6 protein-coding genes are annotated in these 16,884 nt (G+C 47.3%); 5 read left to right on the top strand and 1 reads right to left on the bottom strand.

The annotated features are described in order from the left end of the window. The first annotated feature begins 1 nt into the window (after position 1). Positions 2 to 9,586 (top strand): InlB B-repeat-containing protein, encoded by a 9,585-nt coding sequence (locus OCV99_RS05180; RefSeq protein ID WP_158368874.1) that lies wholly within the window; start codon positions 2 to 4, stop codon positions 9,584 to 9,586. 133 nt (positions 9,587 to 9,719) lie between these two features. On the opposite strand, the gene OCV99_RS05175 is transcribed toward OCV99_RS05180, so the two are convergent. Next, positions 9,720 to 11,810, bottom strand: a complete 2,091-nt coding sequence (locus OCV99_RS05175) for a PTS sugar transporter subunit IIABC (protein ID WP_158368872.1) — start codon at positions 11,808 to 11,810, stop codon at positions 9,720 to 9,722. 332 nt (positions 11,811 to 12,142) lie between these two features. On the opposite strand from OCV99_RS05175, the gene OCV99_RS05170 reads away from it, so the two are divergent. The 4 genes from OCV99_RS05170 to OCV99_RS05155 are packed head-to-tail and all read left to right on the top strand — an operon-like array spanning position 12,143 to position 16,884. Further along, entirely contained in the window at positions 12,143 to 13,657 is a 1,515-nt protein-coding gene (locus OCV99_RS05170) for an LCP family protein (RefSeq protein WP_158368870.1), read from the top strand. Between the two features lie 46 nt (positions 13,658 to 13,703). Further along, positions 13,704 to 14,906 (top strand): DegT/DnrJ/EryC1/StrS family aminotransferase, encoded by a 1,203-nt coding sequence (locus tag OCV99_RS05165; RefSeq protein ID WP_158368868.1) that lies wholly within the window; start codon positions 13,704 to 13,706, stop codon positions 14,904 to 14,906. A gap of 20 nt (positions 14,907 to 14,926) precedes the next feature. Continuing rightward, a complete protein-coding gene (locus tag OCV99_RS05160; RefSeq protein WP_158368866.1) occupies positions 14,927 to 15,622 on the top strand; it encodes a sugar transferase in 696 nt (231 codons plus the stop codon). Next, positions 15,619 to 16,884, top strand: coding sequence for a glycosyltransferase family 4 protein (locus OCV99_RS05155; RefSeq protein WP_158368864.1), 1,266 nt, complete (start codon positions 15,619 to 15,621; stop codon positions 16,882 to 16,884). Before OCV99_RS05160 ends, OCV99_RS05155 begins: the two co-directional genes overlap by 4 nt.

The following is a 16,884-nucleotide window of genomic DNA, read 5'->3' as shown; positions in this document are numbered from 1 at the left end:
TATGATCTACGAAAAAGGCAAACCAAAGATGAAGCGTAAAGTACGTCAGTTCTTGAGTGGATTCCTTGCACTGCTGATGGTCGTAAGCCTGCTTCCGCAGATGGCGTTGGTCAGCGAAGCGTCGACTTCTGACGCAGAATATTCTGTCCAGGTCGATGTCAACGGAGAACCGCAGAAAATAACGAGCGGATTTACCGTTACAGACGGAAGTTCGTCTCATAAGTTTCAGGTGACGATGCCGGATACGGTAACAGATGTGGATGGGAATACTGCATACTGGACCGGCTGGGGCGGAGCGGCTTCTGTTACAGCAATTGTCGAGGCAGGGGACTATGCAGGTATGGCTGTGGCGACAGTGAATGATGATACCGGCAAGACGTTGGAATTTACACTTGGCTACGGCTGGGAAACTAATTTTAATACCGATACCAGGATTACGATTGTTGGCGGCAATTACCGTACTTCGTACAGCGTAGTGATTGGCGGCGACACGCAGGCGGCCGATTACGGAGCTGAGATTGTTCTGCCGGAAACTACGACAAAGACAGAGCAGGATAAGGTATTCCTGGGATGGTCTGATGGAACGGATACCTATGCTCCGGGAGAGACGGTTGTAGTGAAGGGCAATATGACGTTCTCAGAAGTGTTTGGATACGATGGCAGCTATGTTGTTGTATTCCAGGACGGTACGGGAAGCGTGCTGGCAAGCGGTATTGCAGAAGCAGATCCTGCAACGGGCCAGGCGGATGCTTCCGATCTGAAGCCGACAGAACCGCAGCGAGACGGATATACCTTCGCAGGCTGGTCGGTGACAGATGACGTGTTGCAGGCGATTTCCGGTAATTTAGTGGTTACCGCACAGTGGGAAGCATCGGAATATAATGTTCAATTGAAAGACAGTGCGAATATTGATACGGCAAACTCAACGGTACCGGCGCAAGCTAAGACGGGGGATAATGTACAGGTAACCCTGGCTGCTGCTGACGGATATGAAGTGACAGGAGCTGCTGCTGTAACGGAAGACGGCGTTTATGTTCCGACAAGTCTGACGGAGACGTCCGGCAATAGCTGTGTATTTTCCTTCACTATGCCGGGCAAGAATGTGATAATTACAGCGAACGTACGTGAAAAGGGTAATGAAGTGAAATTTATGACGGACGATAACGGAGTCTGGGATACGCAGAGTGTACAGACAGGCGGGAGTCCGTCCGTGCCGGAGAATCCGGTAAAAGAAGGATGTACGTTTGAAGGCTGGAGCACGGAAAAGGGAAATGCAGATAAGATTGTTGATGTTGAAAAGACAGAAGTAACAAGCGCTACCACTTATTATGCAATCTTTTCTCCAAATGCATATATGGTTACTGAGGGAGCGTATGTGACGGTGGATAAAACCAGCGCACAGGCGGGCGATACGGTAACGGTTACTGTTTTAGGTCTTCCGGACGGACAGACTTTTGCAGGGATCCGGGTTGTATGTGCGGATGGAAGCGTTCTGCAGCCGGAGACAGGTTCACAGGATGGGGAGTATACCTTCACCATGCCGGCGCAGGATGTGACGGTTGAAGTGCAGACTGAGCAGAATCAGTATACCGTGAAGTATATGGTAGACGGCAGCTTGTATGATGTACAGACTTATGAGTATGGCGCTGTAGTAACTCCACCTGCGGTTCCTGAGAAGGAAGGCAGTGAAACTGGCAGATGGGTGGATACAGAGACAGGCTATGAGTATCGGAATAATGATACTGTTACGAAGGATCTGATCTATGCTGCGCAGTATACGGCAAAGACCTATCAGGTAACGCTAGAGACGGCAGGCGATACGGCGGACGGTACGAAGGTGGAGCTGGCAGATGTTGATGTCAGTTATGCTTATGGCGATAATGTTGCGTTGAATGTGACGGTGCCAGAGGGATATATTCTGAGAGGAATTACCGCTGTGAATGCCGATGATGCAAATCAGGGGATTCCGGTAGCGGTTGTCAAAGAAGGAGAAAATTATTCCTTTACCATGCCTGCGTTTAATGTGCATGTGACGGCGACATTTGAGAAGGTTCCGCAGGATCACTACGTTATTAAATATGTGGCGGATGGAAGTCTCTATGATGTGGCATATGTGGAAAAAGGCGCGGTTATCACGGCTCCGGCAGATCCGGCTAAAGAAGGCTGCACTTTTGAGGGCTGGTATAACGGGGATGACAAATTAAATTCTGACACAACTGCTTCTAAGGATATTACTTACGAAGCAAAATTTGAGGCAGAAGAATATGAAGTGACAACGGTTGTCAATCCGAATGTGGGCGGTGTGTCTGTCGATGCGAACCGTGGAAAATTCGGCGAAATTAAGGTCGCAAAACTGACGATTCCTGATGGCTATGCAGTAAAAGATGTAACGGTTGTCGGTGATACCACCGGAACTGTTATTTCCTGCCTGGCGAAGACAGCAGAAGAGTATCAGTTTACCATGCCTGCAGAAAATGTGACTGTAACGGTAAATTATGAAGAAATTCCGGCAGAAAAAGCAATTGTGAAGTTCATATCGGATGGAGCGCTGTATGATTTACAGATTGTGACAAAAGGTACGCAGGGAACGGCTCCGGCCGCAGAACCGGTACGTGCCGGATATGAATTCCAGGGATGGAGCGCTGACGGCGGAAATACGAAGTTAGCGGCGAACGCAGCATATGCGGTTGCGGATGACGCAGCAGACGAGATTGTATACGAAGCACAGTGGGTAGAGAATACGAAGGAATTTAAGATTCTTACGGATACTCCGGAAGGAGTGGCTCTTACCTGTGATGTGGATACGGCGCTTGTCGGTGAGCAGGTGAAGTTCACGGCGGATACGGATGAAAATTATGATCTGGCGTACGTGACGGTGACGACGACGGATGGTAAGGCTGTCGAAGCAGTAAGAACCGGCTTGAATGAATATACCTTCACGATGCCGGATGCAGATGTGAAGATTTCAGCAAAGGCATTGAAGAAGATTCCGGTTTATACTATCGACTTTAAACTTGCCGATGGCACAATGGTGGATCAGAAGACTGTGGCAGAAGGTGAGGTAATCCCGCTTCCGTCTCCGGAACCGACAACGGATGGATATACCTTCGCAGGATGGTTCGATGCGGCAGTGGGCGGCAATGCAATGGCAGCAGATGCGGTTGCAACAGGAGATGCTACTTACTACGCACAATTTACGGCGAATGATCTGACAGTTACCTATACGGATTCCGGAAATATTGTGGATGTGAAATACGGCGATTCCTATACGGTAGAAGAACCGGTTGATGCTGACAAATTCATTTGCTGGGCTTCCAGTGACGGGCAGATGATGCTTCCGGGCCAGGCATATACCATTACACAGAGCATTGAACTGACTCCGGTATATCAGGAGGTTGATCCGATTTATCTTGTGAACTTCAAGGGACTGGACGGCAAGATTTATTATTCTTATCTGGCAACGGTTGAGAATGGTTACGCGGTTACGACTCCGGCATTCCCGGAACTGACAGGATATGATACAGACAATGCATTGTGGAAAAACGGCGGAGTATCTTATGGCACAGGCGTAGTGATTTCGAATATTGATTCAGATCTTGAGTTTGTACTGGATGCAGATGCAAAGTCTTACAGTGTAAATGTAGACGTTACTCCGGCTGAGTGCGGAAGTGAAGTTTCTACAGCAGACAAGGCGGCATACAATTCTACGGTAACACTTACGGTTGATACGCCGGATGGCTATGTACTGAAGAACATAAGCGCCGACTTGGCAGACAATGGAATTGCAGAAGGTATTGTGCTTATTCCGACAAATGCAGAGGGCGTATATACATTTACTATGCCGGCAGGAGATGTGAATGTCCATGTCGAATATGAAGAGATTCCGGCAGAGAAGGTTCTTGTGAAGTTCATGAACAATGGTATGCTTTATGATTACCAGATCGTAGACAAAGGAAGCTTCAGCAATGAAGTTGTAACTCCGGATCCGGTAATGGACGGCAGGACATTTGAAGGATGGAGCCGGAACGGCGGCAAGAACAAGGTAAAAGCCGGAGATACTTATTCGATACCGGAGGATGCAGACGATGTGGTTGTATACGAGGCATACTGGAAAGCTGATGAATATACTGTAACTTATGCACTTGACGGCGGAACACCGGATTATCCGGCTGAGACAGTTGAGTACGGAGAACAGGCAGTACTTCCGGCAGCACCGGAAAAGGCAGGCTGCGAGTTCGCAGGCTGGCTGAGCAGCCAGACCAATATGGTCTACAATGCAGGCGCTAAATATACTGTAACAGATAATGTAACATTTACTGCACAGTGGGTAAGCAGCCAGTATGTGGTGAAGTTTGTTGATGCGGCGACTGGTGTGGTATATGGCTACGAAGCGGTATCCCATGGCGACAGCGTGACAGCTCCGGCACCGGAGAAGACGGGATATACACTGGTAAACTGGGTTGACAGTGCGGACGATTCCAATACGGTAAATGCAGGTCAGACTTTTGAAGTTACCAAATCCGCTGTTTATACAGCAAACTGGGAGAAACAGAGCTTCCAGGTGACTTCTGCAGGAAGCAATTGTACGGTAACTCCGGCAACACAGACCGCAGAGTACAATGCATCTGTAGAGTTTACAGTAGAAGCTGACGAAGATTACGAGGTAGATACGGTATATATTACCTATACGGAAAATGGAACGAAGGAAATAAAAGTCCTGATACCGGACGAAGATGGAAACTACAGCTTCACCATGCCGGGAGCCGACGTACAGATTGTTGCGTCTGCGAAGAAGACGGTATATCAGATTTCTACAAGCGCCGGTGAAAATACGGCCATCAGCTGTGATGTGACAGAAGCGAAGGTTGGAACAGACGTTACATTTACGGTAAAAGCAACCGATAAGAATTATAGTGTAGGTAATGTCTATGTTGAGGCAAAAGACGGAACGATGATTCCGGTAAGCATTGTCCTTGACGACAATGGCGATGCAGTATATCACTTCACCATGCCGGAACAGAATGTAACCATTAAGTCCCAGGCAGTACAGGGTGAGTACACCGTAACTTATCTTGACAGTGACAATACCTTGCTGAAGCAGGAAACCGTAAAAGCAGGTGAGACGACAGAAGCAATGGCAGCGCCGGAAGTACCGGAAGGTTATGTATTTGCAGGATGGAAGCTTCTGATGTCTGACGGTGATGTAAGCTATGCGGCAGGTGAGACGATTACGGTAGAAGAAGATCTGTATCTGCAGGCTGTCTATGAAGGTGTGGAGAATACGGTATCCGCTGGAGTGGCAGACAATCTCTATATCCTGAAGGCCGATCAGGGCAAGGATATGAGCAACAGTGTGGATTTTCTGAATAACAGAGCAAATACGCTGGCTGCGAAAAATGGAGAGACGGTATACTTCCAGGTTTCTGCAAAATATAATTGGAAGATTACGGATATTACCATTACTTCCGCAGGCGGCAACAGCGACCTTGTAGTCGTACCGACACTGATCGCGAAAGGAACGGTGGAAGATGCAGAGGATACAGACCAGATTGGAAACGATCTTTATACCTATGCATTTACGATGCCGGCAGAGTCTGTAGTGATTAATGTGTATACGGAAGCGAGAGCGTATAATGTTAAGGTTGAAGAAAATATTCCGCAGGCGGGAGATTTCACTATCAACGGTTATACTACGACGAATCGTGATGTTGCACAGGGAAGTACGGTAGAAATCGCTATTACACCTGTAAATGGCTACCGGGTGGCAAGTGTAGTTGGTTCTTACACCAACAAAGCAGGAGATTTAAGTTTTGTCCAGGGCAGCTATGATTACAATACCAATACCTATTCCTTCCCGATGGTACCGTTTGACGTAACCGTAAATATTACTTACGTGGCATATGATTACAATGTTAATGTAAGCGACAGCAATGCATCGACCTATGATCCACAGGTTACCGGAAAGCCGGGAACGGCTGCAGAACTGGAAAATGTTGATAACAAGGGTTACGTGGCACTTCTGGATGAAGATGGCAAGGAACTGTTTGAAGATCCGGATATGGATGGAACCTATTATCCGGCAAATGCGCAGTATCAGACCGGCGATCTTGTAAGCTTTGTTGTGAAGACTTACAGAGGATGGGTATTTGACAGCGTAAAAGTAACTTACGCAGACGGAACCCAGAGCTGCCAGCTTACTGAGAATAATGGTATCTATTATTTCAATATGCCGGCGGCAGAAGATGTAAAGGTGACAGCAAACTTTGTGAAGGATACGTACACTATTACGAAAGAAGTAGAAGGTGAAGATCATGGTTCGATCCTGATGAACGGCCTGACTGAGAATCAAATTACTTCTGCGTATAAGGATGATGTGAATGTAACCGTAATACCAGATGCGGGATACTATGTAAAGAGTATCTCCTATGCACTGGATGATACGGCTGCAAATGACTTCAGCAATGGGGTAAGCTATACGAGCGGTCTGCAGACAGATGTATTAGACACCAGCCATGAGATTACGTTCAGGACGCCGTCTTCTGATGTAAAAGTAACCGTAGAGTATGGCAAGATTGACTATACGCTTCAGACGGCAGTGAATGGAGCGGGAACAGTGGAGCTGTCTGCTCAGAAAGCGAATGTGGGCGAACGCATTGATGTTGCTACAACACCGGATTATGGCTATAAGCTGGTGAAGCTGGAGGTAATGACTGTTTCGGGAGCTAAGGTAGACTTTACGGAGAACAATACGGAATCCGAGAGCGGCACAGGTTCTTATTATTTCACCATGCCTGCAGAGGCGGTTACTGTGACGGCAACCTTTGAGAAGGTGGATTATGTAGTAACCTATGTAAATTATGATAGTACTGTAATCGCAATGGAAGGCGTTACTTATAAGGAAACTGCCGACGTTGCATATCATGTGGCGGATGTGGTGACAGGACCCGTAGGACAGCATTTTGTCGGATGGACATCTGCAGATGTGGAAACCCCGGTGACAGAGCCGAGCACAGACAATGCAGACTTTGTGATTGTGAAGGATACGGTCATCCGTGCAGAATTTGTATATGATCAGACGGATGTAGTATTCCTGGATACGGAAAATGGAACCGTGCAGTCCGGCGGAAACCAGACGTCTCCGGAATTTACACGGAACCAGTATTATGATGATAGGATTGAATTCACGGCAGTGCCGGAGGAAGGCTATGAGATTGATGCGGTGGAAGTGAAGACGATGGATAAAGATGGTAATCTGACATCTGTTGAGTACACAGGAAGTGTAGGAGATGACAAGACTGGTGAATACAGCTTCCAGATTCCGGCAACTTATAAAGCAAGCGTACATGAAGTACAGTCTTATCCTGTATATGTAAATGTGACCTTTAAAAAGAGTGCTTATACGTTGACACAGGATGAAAATTGCGGAACGGATGGAAGCATTGCTGTCAACGGAGCAGTTTCCACACAGACATCTTTCCGCTATGCATACAATGACGAAGTAACCATTACTGCTACTCCGAATGCAGGCTACTATGTAGAGTCTATTGTTGCAGAGTACTTTGCTGAGGACAGCCGCTTTACAGTGGCTAAGACAGATTCTGAGGCTCCGGCAATGAATACGGCTGCAGGAGAACCGGTTACTCTGAGCTTCCGGATGCCGGCACAGGATGTAACTTATAAGGTTACATATGCGAAGATCGACTATTCTATCACAAAGGTATTTGACGCCGTACAGGGCAAGGTTGAGACTTTTGATAAGGATGGTAAGGCTATCAGCCAGGCGCAGATTGACGATCAGGTTGATGTGACGGTAACACCGAATAAAGGATACGCCCTGAAAGAACTTACCGTAACTTATGATGATGGTACACAGAGCGTAATCTTTACAGGTGTGGGCGAAAATGCATTTACCTTTACCATGCCGGCGAAGGCGGTGACGGTAACAGCTATATTTACGGAAGTTACTTATACTGCAAAACTGACGAAGACAGGTGAAGGAAACGCGACGCTGAATACTTACTTTACAGAGACCATGAACGCAGATTATCTGGATACGGTTACCATTGGAGCGGTACCGGCTGATGGATGGCATCTGGCAGCGATTCGGGTAACAGGTGATGCACAGACAGGCGATGTGGCAGTAAGTCCGGCGATCAGTGCAGAAGGCGGAAATTACACCTTTACGATGCCGAATTGTGACGTAAAAGTGGAAGTAGTATTTGAGAAAAATGATTATAGCATTACTGTTGTCAGCGACGAAACACAGGGAACTGTAACGACAACCCCGGCAGAGTCAGCACAGGTAGAAGATGTTGTTAAGGTAAATGTTAAGCCGAATCAGGGATATGCACTGGATGATTTGACCGTAACCTATGCGGACGGGCAGAAATCGGCAGCGCTCACCGGAATCAGTGATAACAATTACACATTTACTATGCCGGCAGCGGATGTAACCGTTACGGCAACCTACAAGACAGTTACTTACGAGGCGGTTCTTGAGAAAACCGGAGAAGGAACGGTCAGACTGAACGGACACAATGCGAAAACAGCTGATGTCAACTACAAAGATAGTGTAACTCTTGAAATTACACCGGACGATGGATGGTATCTGAAGTCTCTCCTGGTAGACGGCGGCGAGATTGAAGTTACTCCGGCTGTTCAGGAAAATGGCGGTGAATATACATTTACCATGCCGAACTATGATGTAGAAATCTCTGTGGTAATGGAGAAAATTACAAACACTGTGACTGTTTATGCCGTTAATGCATATGAGGAAGGCCATGGAACGGTTACTATGAATGCTGACAGCGCGCAGGTGGGCGACAGAATGACTATTACGGCTGATCCGGATGACGGTTACCGCGTAAAAAGAGTTTCTGTTGTAGACGCAGAGGGCAACTCCGTTCCGGTATCCTTTGTAAGTGAAGGAGTGGATTATCTGGAGAAGTGGAGTTTCACCATGCCGGCAAGCGCTGTGGATGTTAGAGTCGTATTTGAGGCTTATGCAGCTTCTTATTATACGGACTGCCGTACAGATGACTGGTACTATGAGGCAGTTACTTATCTGACAGATCTGGGACTTATGACCGGTATGACAGATGATCTGTTCGGACCGCAAATCCTGATGACACGTGAAATGTTCGTTACCGTTCTTGCGAGAATGGAAGGCATTGATGTAACAGAGTGGGAAGGCGTTGATTCCGGGTTTACAGATGCAAGCGCCGACGGATGGTATGCACCATATCTGGCGTGGGCGAAAGAGAACGGCGTTACTACCGGTTATACGGATGGAAGCGGCAGATTCGGTGTCGCAGAGCCGATTACCCGTGAGCAGATGTTTACCATGATGTACCGTTATGCAAAGAGCAAGGGAGTCGATATGACTGTAACTTATCCGCAGTTTATGGACCGTTATGTTGACAAGGATCAGATTTCTGAATATGCTTATGACGCACTTGTATGGTGTGTAAGCGAAGGCATTGCTAAAGGTATGAGCGATACGACCATCAATCCGCAGGAATACGCGCCACGTGCGCATGCGGCGCAGATGTTCAAGAACTATATCGATTATACATGGTACAGATAGGAAGTTCATAATTGGCGGAAAAGGGGCTGTCCTGAAATAGACAGTTCTAAATAGGGGAAGGCATGACTCGTATGAGTCATGTCTTCCCCTGAAATTTATCCATTAAAGTGAGAAAGTGCTTCAAAAACCCTAATTATTCGTAAAGGTCGATTGCAAAAAGTCCTTCTCCTGCCTGAATATGGCCTTCCTTAAGCAACCGGATTTTCTGGTTATCTTCCAGTTCTGTACACAGAATCGGAGAAGTGATGGAAGGCGTGTGTGCTTTTAAATATGCAAGGTCAAGTTCCATAAGCGGTTCGCCTTTCTTCACCTTCTGACCGTTTTCTACAAATACTTTAAAGCCTTCTCCGTTCAATTTTACCGTATCAATACCCATGTGAAGCAGCAGGCTTATGCCGGAGTCGGTCAAAAAGCCAATGGCGTGTTTGGTCTCGAAGACGAAGCATACTTCGCCGTCTTCCGGAGCTTTTACTACCGCATCTTCCGGTGTGACAACCGCACCATCTCCCATCATTTTTGCAGCAAATGCTTCATCCGGGGCAGTGGAAAGGTCGGCAGCGGTTCCGGTGACAGGACTGGAGATGACGATGGTCTGCGTCACTTTTTTGGCGGTTCTTTCTTCTGCCTTCTCCAGATAATCTTCCAAGTTCGATTTGATGACCGTTACTCTGGGACCGTAAATAATCTGTACGCCATTTCCTTTGTGGACTACGCCGGATGCGCCGGTTGATTTCAGGAGCTTGTCATCTACAAGCTCCGGTTTGAATACGGTACAGCGGAGTCTTGTTGCACAGCAGTCCACGTCAGAGATATTCTTCTTGCCGCCGAGGCCCTGGCAGATTGTGCGGGAAAGTTCATCCTCAGCAGACTTGACAACAGAGCCGGATGCGCCGCCGGTATTTTTGCGCGCCTCTACGTCGCTTCGGCGGTATAATTTTACTTCTTCGCTGTCGTCTCTTCCCGGTGTTTTCAAATCCAGCTTTTTAATAAGGAAGCTAAACAGGAAGTAGTATACGATGAAATATCCGATTCCTACGATTACAATCCAGATCCAATTGGTCTTTGCATTGCCTTGCAGGATACCGAAGAGGAACAGGTCGATAACTCCGCCTGAAAATGTCATGCCGACGCCTACGTTGCAGATATGCATCAGCATATAAGCGAAACCTGCAAATACGCAGTGGATGCCATAGAGTACGGGCGCTACGAAAAGGAAGGTGAATTCCAGTGGTTCGGTGATACCCGTCAGCATGGAAGTCAGGGCGGCAGAGAGCAGAAGACCTGACACGGCTTTCTTTTTCTCGGGTTTGGCAGTCTTGTACATGGCAAGAGCAGCTCCCGGAAGGCCGAAAATCATCAGTGGGAATTTTCCTGACATGAACCGGGTGGCAGATACCGCGAAGTGCTCTACGGTAGGGTCTGCAAGCTGAGCGAAGAAAATATTCTGCGCGCCCTCAATTAACTGGCCGCCCACTTCCATGGTTCCGCCAAGACCCGTCTGCCAGAAAGGAAGATAGAAAACATGGTGAAGGCCAAAGGGAATCAGCAGACGTTCCATCAGTCCGTATACCCATGTTCCTGCATAACCAGATTCCAGGACTACATTTCCCACGGCGTAGATTCCGGTCTGGATGACCGGCCAGATAAAGAACATCAGGATTCCTACGCCCGTATAGACCAGGGCAGAAATAATCGGGACAAACCGTGTACCGCCGAAAAAAGAAAGAACCTGGGGCAGTTCAATTTTGTAGAAGCGGTTGTGCAAAGCGGCAACGCCGAGACCTACAATGATACCGCCGAATACGCCCATCTGCAGAGAAGTAATACCGCAGACAGAAGCGGTAGCGCCGCTTAAAAGTTCTTCGGTTCCTCCGTTGATGGTAATCAGGGCGCTGATGGAGGCATGCATAATGAAAAATGCAATAACCGCTGAGAGAGCTGCGACTTCCTTTTCCTTCTTTGCCATGCCGATTGCAACGCCCATGGCGAAGATAATAGGCAGGTTGGCGAAGATGATGTTGCCGGCTTCGCTCATAACTTCAAAGATAGCATAAACAATAGTTCCCGGACCGATTACGTTGATTAGCCCATAAGCCTCAAGCATGGTTTCGTTGGTAAACGAGCTGCCGAATCCCAGCAGGAGACCGGCTACCGGGAGGATGGCAATTGGAAGCATAAAGGATCTTCCTACGCGCTGGAGCACGCCAAAAATTTTGTCTTTCATTTGTTCTTCTCCTTTTCTATTTCCGGGATATTTACGGGGATATCATCCGCTGTATAAGGTAAAAAAAGAGACACTAACCCACATAAATATCCTTCATATTTATGTACAGTTAATGCCTCGTTTATTCCAACAAGTAACATACTATATTACATAGCAACTGTATCACTGCCGGCGTTGATTTGTCAAGTGGGAAATTACCTGTGGGGGAAAACTTAAGTTTTTTTTAAAAATATGCCAAGATTACATAGAAATTTGACGGGAGGTTGAAAAAATGTGAATAAAGTGTTAAAATACATTGAATTTAAGTAATATATGAAGGGGTATGAATAAAAATGGCAAAACATCATTATCATAGAGGAAGACGGCATCGGAAGAAAAAGAAGCAGAATCTTGTCAGTCGCAGGGTAGGAATTAGCCTGGCGGTAGTTGAAGGAATTGCAAGTATTATATTTATGGCAGGGCTTTTGCGGCTGAATATGCTGCCGTTTTCTTATACCGCAGTTATCGGAGTCATCCTGCTGCTCTGCTTTGGAGTCCTTTTTGCCGGGCAGTTTTTCTCGAAGAAAAAGGCTGTTGCAGGTAAGGTTCTGAGTGCGGTTCTTGCACTGCTTCTTTTGTTCGGAGCGTACTATCTGTTCCGGGCGGGCGGAGCTCTGAATGAGATTACAGGCGGAGAATATAAACTGGATAATATAGTAGTTGCTGTGATGGCAGACAATAAGGCAGAGGATATCCAGGATGCGAAGGATTATACCTTTGGTGTACAATATCAGATGAAGGGCGAGCAGATTTCGCAGACGGTAGAGGCAATCAATGATGAACTTGGCTCGGAGATTGAGACTGTCGAGTATCAGAGTCTTGCAGAACAGGCACAGGCGCTCCACGATGGGACAGTGGATGCGATTATTTACAATGAAGGGTATACGGGAATCCTTGCGGAAGCGTTTGAAGGATACGAAGAGAATACAAAGGTGATTTATACCCACAGTATTAAGAATGAACTGGAGAATAAGGCAGCGGATGTTAAGGTGGAGGATGAGACTTTCAGTGTCTACATCAGCGGGATTGATGTTTACGGAGCAATTGAGACAAACAGCCGCAGTGATGTTAATATTATTGCGCAGGTGAATCCTGCTACCCATCAGATCCTTCTGGTTACGACCCCGCGTGATTATTATGTAGAGATTCCGGGGATTACACAGGGACAGAAGGATAAGCTGACCCATGCCGGGATTTACGGGGTGGATGCTTCCATGGCGACATTAGAGAATCTGTATGATATGGAGATTGATTTTTATGCACGGGTGAATTTTACGTCTCTGATTGACATAGTAGACGCGCTGGGAGGCGTGGAAGTGGAATCTGAATATGCCTTTACCACAAGTGAAGATTCCGGACTTGTGATGGATGTGGTACAGGGGATGAATTCCTTTAACGGGAAACAAGCCCTGGCGTTCTCCAGAGAACGCCAGAATGTGCCGGGCGGAGATAATCAGCGTGGGAAGGATCAGCAGGCGGTTATCACTGCCATGATTAAGAAGATGGTGTCCCCGGCAATTCTGACAGGAGCGAATGGAATTATTAACAGTGTCAGCGGAAATGTGGAGACCAATATGTCTGAGACGCAGATTCAGGATTTGATTAAGCAGCAGCTTGCTGACGGGGCGTCCTGGAGTATCAAATCCCTGGCAGCAGAGGGCACGGCTGATTCGCAGTACTGTTACTCTTATGCGGGGCAGCCGCTCTATGTGACGCAGCCGGATGCAGGATCTGTTGAGACGATTAAGGAGGCGCTGAAAGCAGTAGAAAACGGAGAGATGTTAGAAGGTTCCGAGGCAACGCAGTAGGATGTGCTGATTCATTATTTTAATAATCAGGGAAGGGAATAGAGTTATGAATATTACATTTTCACCACCGGACATTACAGAAGACGAGATACAAGAGGTGTGTGAAGCCTTAAGAAGCGGCTGGATTACGACAGGACCGCGTACAAAAGAGTTTGAACGGCTAATTGCCGAAAGGTGCCATACACAGAAGGCGGCATGCTTAAGTTCAGCTACAGCAGGAATGGAACTTACGCTGCGTGTCATGGGCATTGGTCCGGGCGATGAGGTTATCACGACGGCATATACGTATACAGCGACGTGCAGTGTCATCTGCCATGTTGGAGCGACTCCGGTTCTGGTAGATACGGTTCCGGGAAGCTTTGAGATGGATGTGGAGAAGGTAGAAGCAGCGATTACAGAAAAGACGAAGGCGGTTATCACTGTGGATTTGGCAGGAATTGTCTGGCCGTTTTACGACAGGCTTTTTCAGATTGTAGAAGAGAAGAAGCATCTGTTCCATCCGGCAAATGAACGGCAGGAAGCATTGGGAAGAGTCCTTGTAATGGCGGATGCAGCCCATGCTTTCGGAGCGGCGCGAGATGGAAAGATGGCGGGAGAGATTGCGGATTTCAGCGTGGTTTCCTTCCACGCAGTGAAGAACCTGACGACAGCGGAAGGCGGAGCGGTTATGTGGTCCCGACGGGTGACGGATGCAGGAATAGATAGTGAAAGGCTGTATGAGGAGTACATGCTGCTGTCTCTGCATGGACAGACCAAGGATGCATTGGAGAAGAATCAAGTGGGAGGCTGGGAATACGATGTAGTGGCGCCTCTTTATAAGTTTAATATGACGGATATACAGGCGGCCATGGGAATTGCCCAGATGCGGCGCTATGACCGGATTCTTGCCCGGAGAAGGCAGTTGATTGAGCGGTATAATGAGGCATGGAAAGACAGAGGCGTGCAGGTCCTGAATCATTATGGCGATGGTTCGGCGTCCAGTGGTCATCTCTATCTGACCCGTCTGCCCGGAAAGAATCGTGAAGCGTGCGATCAAGTGATTGTGGCAATGATGGAGAAGGGAATTGCAACAAATGTGCATTATAAGCCGTTGCCGATGCTTACGGCGTATAAGAATCTGGGATTTTGCATGGAAGCTTTTCCACATGCGTATGCGCAGTTTGAAAATGAGATTACCCTGCCTCTTCATACTTGCCTTACGGATGAAGAGCAGGAATATGTAATAGAAAATTATCTGAAATATTGTTAGAAATATAAGGAGGAACACAGATGCCAGTACAATGGGAGAATTTGCCGGAGAATATGAAAAAGGATGCGGTGCGGCCATACTATAATCTTCTGGTAAAAAGGAAAAATGCCATTGTCAGGAAACGTATCATGGATGTGTTCCTCTCTTTTGTATTAACGGTCCTTTTGTCCCCTGTTATGCTGGCGATTGCGCTGGCAATCAAAGCAGAAGATGGAGAGCCGGTTTTTTATCGTCAGGAAAGAATTACGACATATGGAAGGAAATTCCGCATCTTTAAGTTTCGCACGATGGTGGCGGATGCGGATAAAAGGGGACCGCTTATTACGGGAAAATCAGATGACCGCATTACAAAGATGGGGCATAAGCTGCGGAAGTGCAGACTGGATGAATTGCCGCAGCTTCTGAATATTCTTGCGGGGGAGATGTCTTTTGTGGGAACTCGCCCGGAGGTGGAGCGGTATGTGGACTGCTATACGGATGAGATGATGGCTACCCTGCTCCTTCCGGCGGGAGTGACATCCATGGCAAGTATGGCATATAAGGATGAAGATACAGTGATGGCGCATTATCTTGAGAAAGGCGAGACGGTGGATGACGTGTATGTGAGAAGGATTCTGCCGAAGAAGATGCGCTATAACCTGGAGTATCTGAAGTCTGTGGGAATAATGGAAGATTTGAAAATAATGGTGAAAACCGTTTTGGAGGTACTGAGATGAAGAAGATCGCAATCCTTACAATGGGTGTGAAATTAAAGGGAGAGAAAGGATATACAAGATTCGGCTATCTTGCGGATTTTCTGGTGAAAGCCGGATATCAGGTAGATCTGATTACGACAACCTTCCAGCATTGGGAAAAAGCACAGCGTAATCTGGAGGCAATTGCAGAAGATATAAAGAAAGGGACCTATTCTTTCGGCCTTCGTTTTATAGAAGAACCGGGCTATAAGAAGAATGTGGATCCTGCCCGTATCATCAGCCACAGAAAGGCGGCGAAGAATCTGAGAAAAATGTTGGAAGAAAAGCCGGCGGACGGGAAGGATTATGACCTGATTTATGCCGAGATTCCACCCAATGATGTAGCACTGGCGGCAGCCGAATATGCCAGAAATCAGGGGATTCCTTTTGTGGCGGACGTCAACGATCTGTGGCCGGAGGCAATGCGGATGGTGCTGGATGTTCCCGTAATCAGTGATATCCTGTTCCGTCCTCTGCAGAGAGATGCGGAGAAGGTGTATTCTCTTGTGTCCGGTGTGGTAGGAACATCGGATGAATACCGGGATCGGCCGTTTCAGAACCAGCAGCGTCAGGTGCCTAAGGTGACGGTATATGTAGGAAATGAACTTAAGAAGTTTGATAAGGGTGCCAGCGAAAATGCGGAGAGCATATCCAAACTTGATCGGGAATTCTGGGTATCTTATGCCGGAACGCTCGGAACCAGTTACGATATCCGTACGTTGATTCTTGCAGGCGAAGAGCTGGCGAACCGGGGATATGGGGATATCCGCATTAAGATATTAGGCGGTGGCCCTACGAAAGCGGAGCTGGAAGAGCTGGTAAGAACAAGACAGATTTACAATATAGAATTTGTGGGGTATGTGCCGTACGACAAGATGGCGGCGTATTTGAAAAAATCAGACATACTGGTGAATTCTTTTGTGAAGAAGGCGCCACAGAGTATTGTTACGAAAATCGGAGATTATCTGGCAGCAGGAAAGCCTATGATTAATACTTGCATGAGCCCGGAGTTCCGCGCTAAGGTAGAGACAGAGGGATTTGGAGTAAATATTATGCCGGAGGATGCAGAAATTCTTGCGGATGCGATTGAAGACTTGTATGAAAATGAGGAGAAGCGTCAGGAAATGGGACTTAAGGCAAGAAAAGTTGCCCGGGAGCAGTTTGACCGTCCGCAGTCATATAAGAAGATTGAACGGCTGATTGCAGAACTTACAGAGAAAGACAAGGATATGGAAGGAAAGTAA

Source organism: Dorea acetigenes, from assembly GCF_025567385.1.
GTDB classification, from domain to species: domain Bacteria; phylum Bacillota; class Clostridia; order Lachnospirales; family Lachnospiraceae; genus Claveliimonas; species Claveliimonas acetigenes.
This window is presented reverse-complemented; position numbering and strand designations above follow the sequence as displayed.

Bases quoted from the DNA above. Each gene is read 5' to 3' on its own strand.
- OCV99_RS05180 (WP_158368874.1), top strand. From the start codon at position 2: ATGATCTACGAAAAAGGCAAACCAAAGATGAAGCGTAAAGTACGTCAG.
- OCV99_RS05175 (WP_158368872.1), bottom strand. From the start codon at position 11,810: ATGAAAGACAAAATTTTTGGCGTGCTCCAGCGCGTAGGAAGATCCTTT.
- OCV99_RS05165 (WP_158368868.1), top strand. From the start codon at position 13,704: ATGAATATTACATTTTCACCACCGGACATTACAGAAGACGAGATACAA.
- OCV99_RS05155 (WP_158368864.1), top strand. From the start codon at position 15,619: ATGAAGAAGATCGCAATCCTTACAATGGGTGTGAAATTAAAGGGAGAG.
- OCV99_RS05160 (WP_158368866.1), top strand. From the start codon at position 14,927: ATGCCAGTACAATGGGAGAATTTGCCGGAGAATATGAAAAAGGATGCG.
- OCV99_RS05170 (WP_158368870.1), top strand. From the start codon at position 12,143: ATGGCAAAACATCATTATCATAGAGGAAGACGGCATCGGAAGAAAAAG.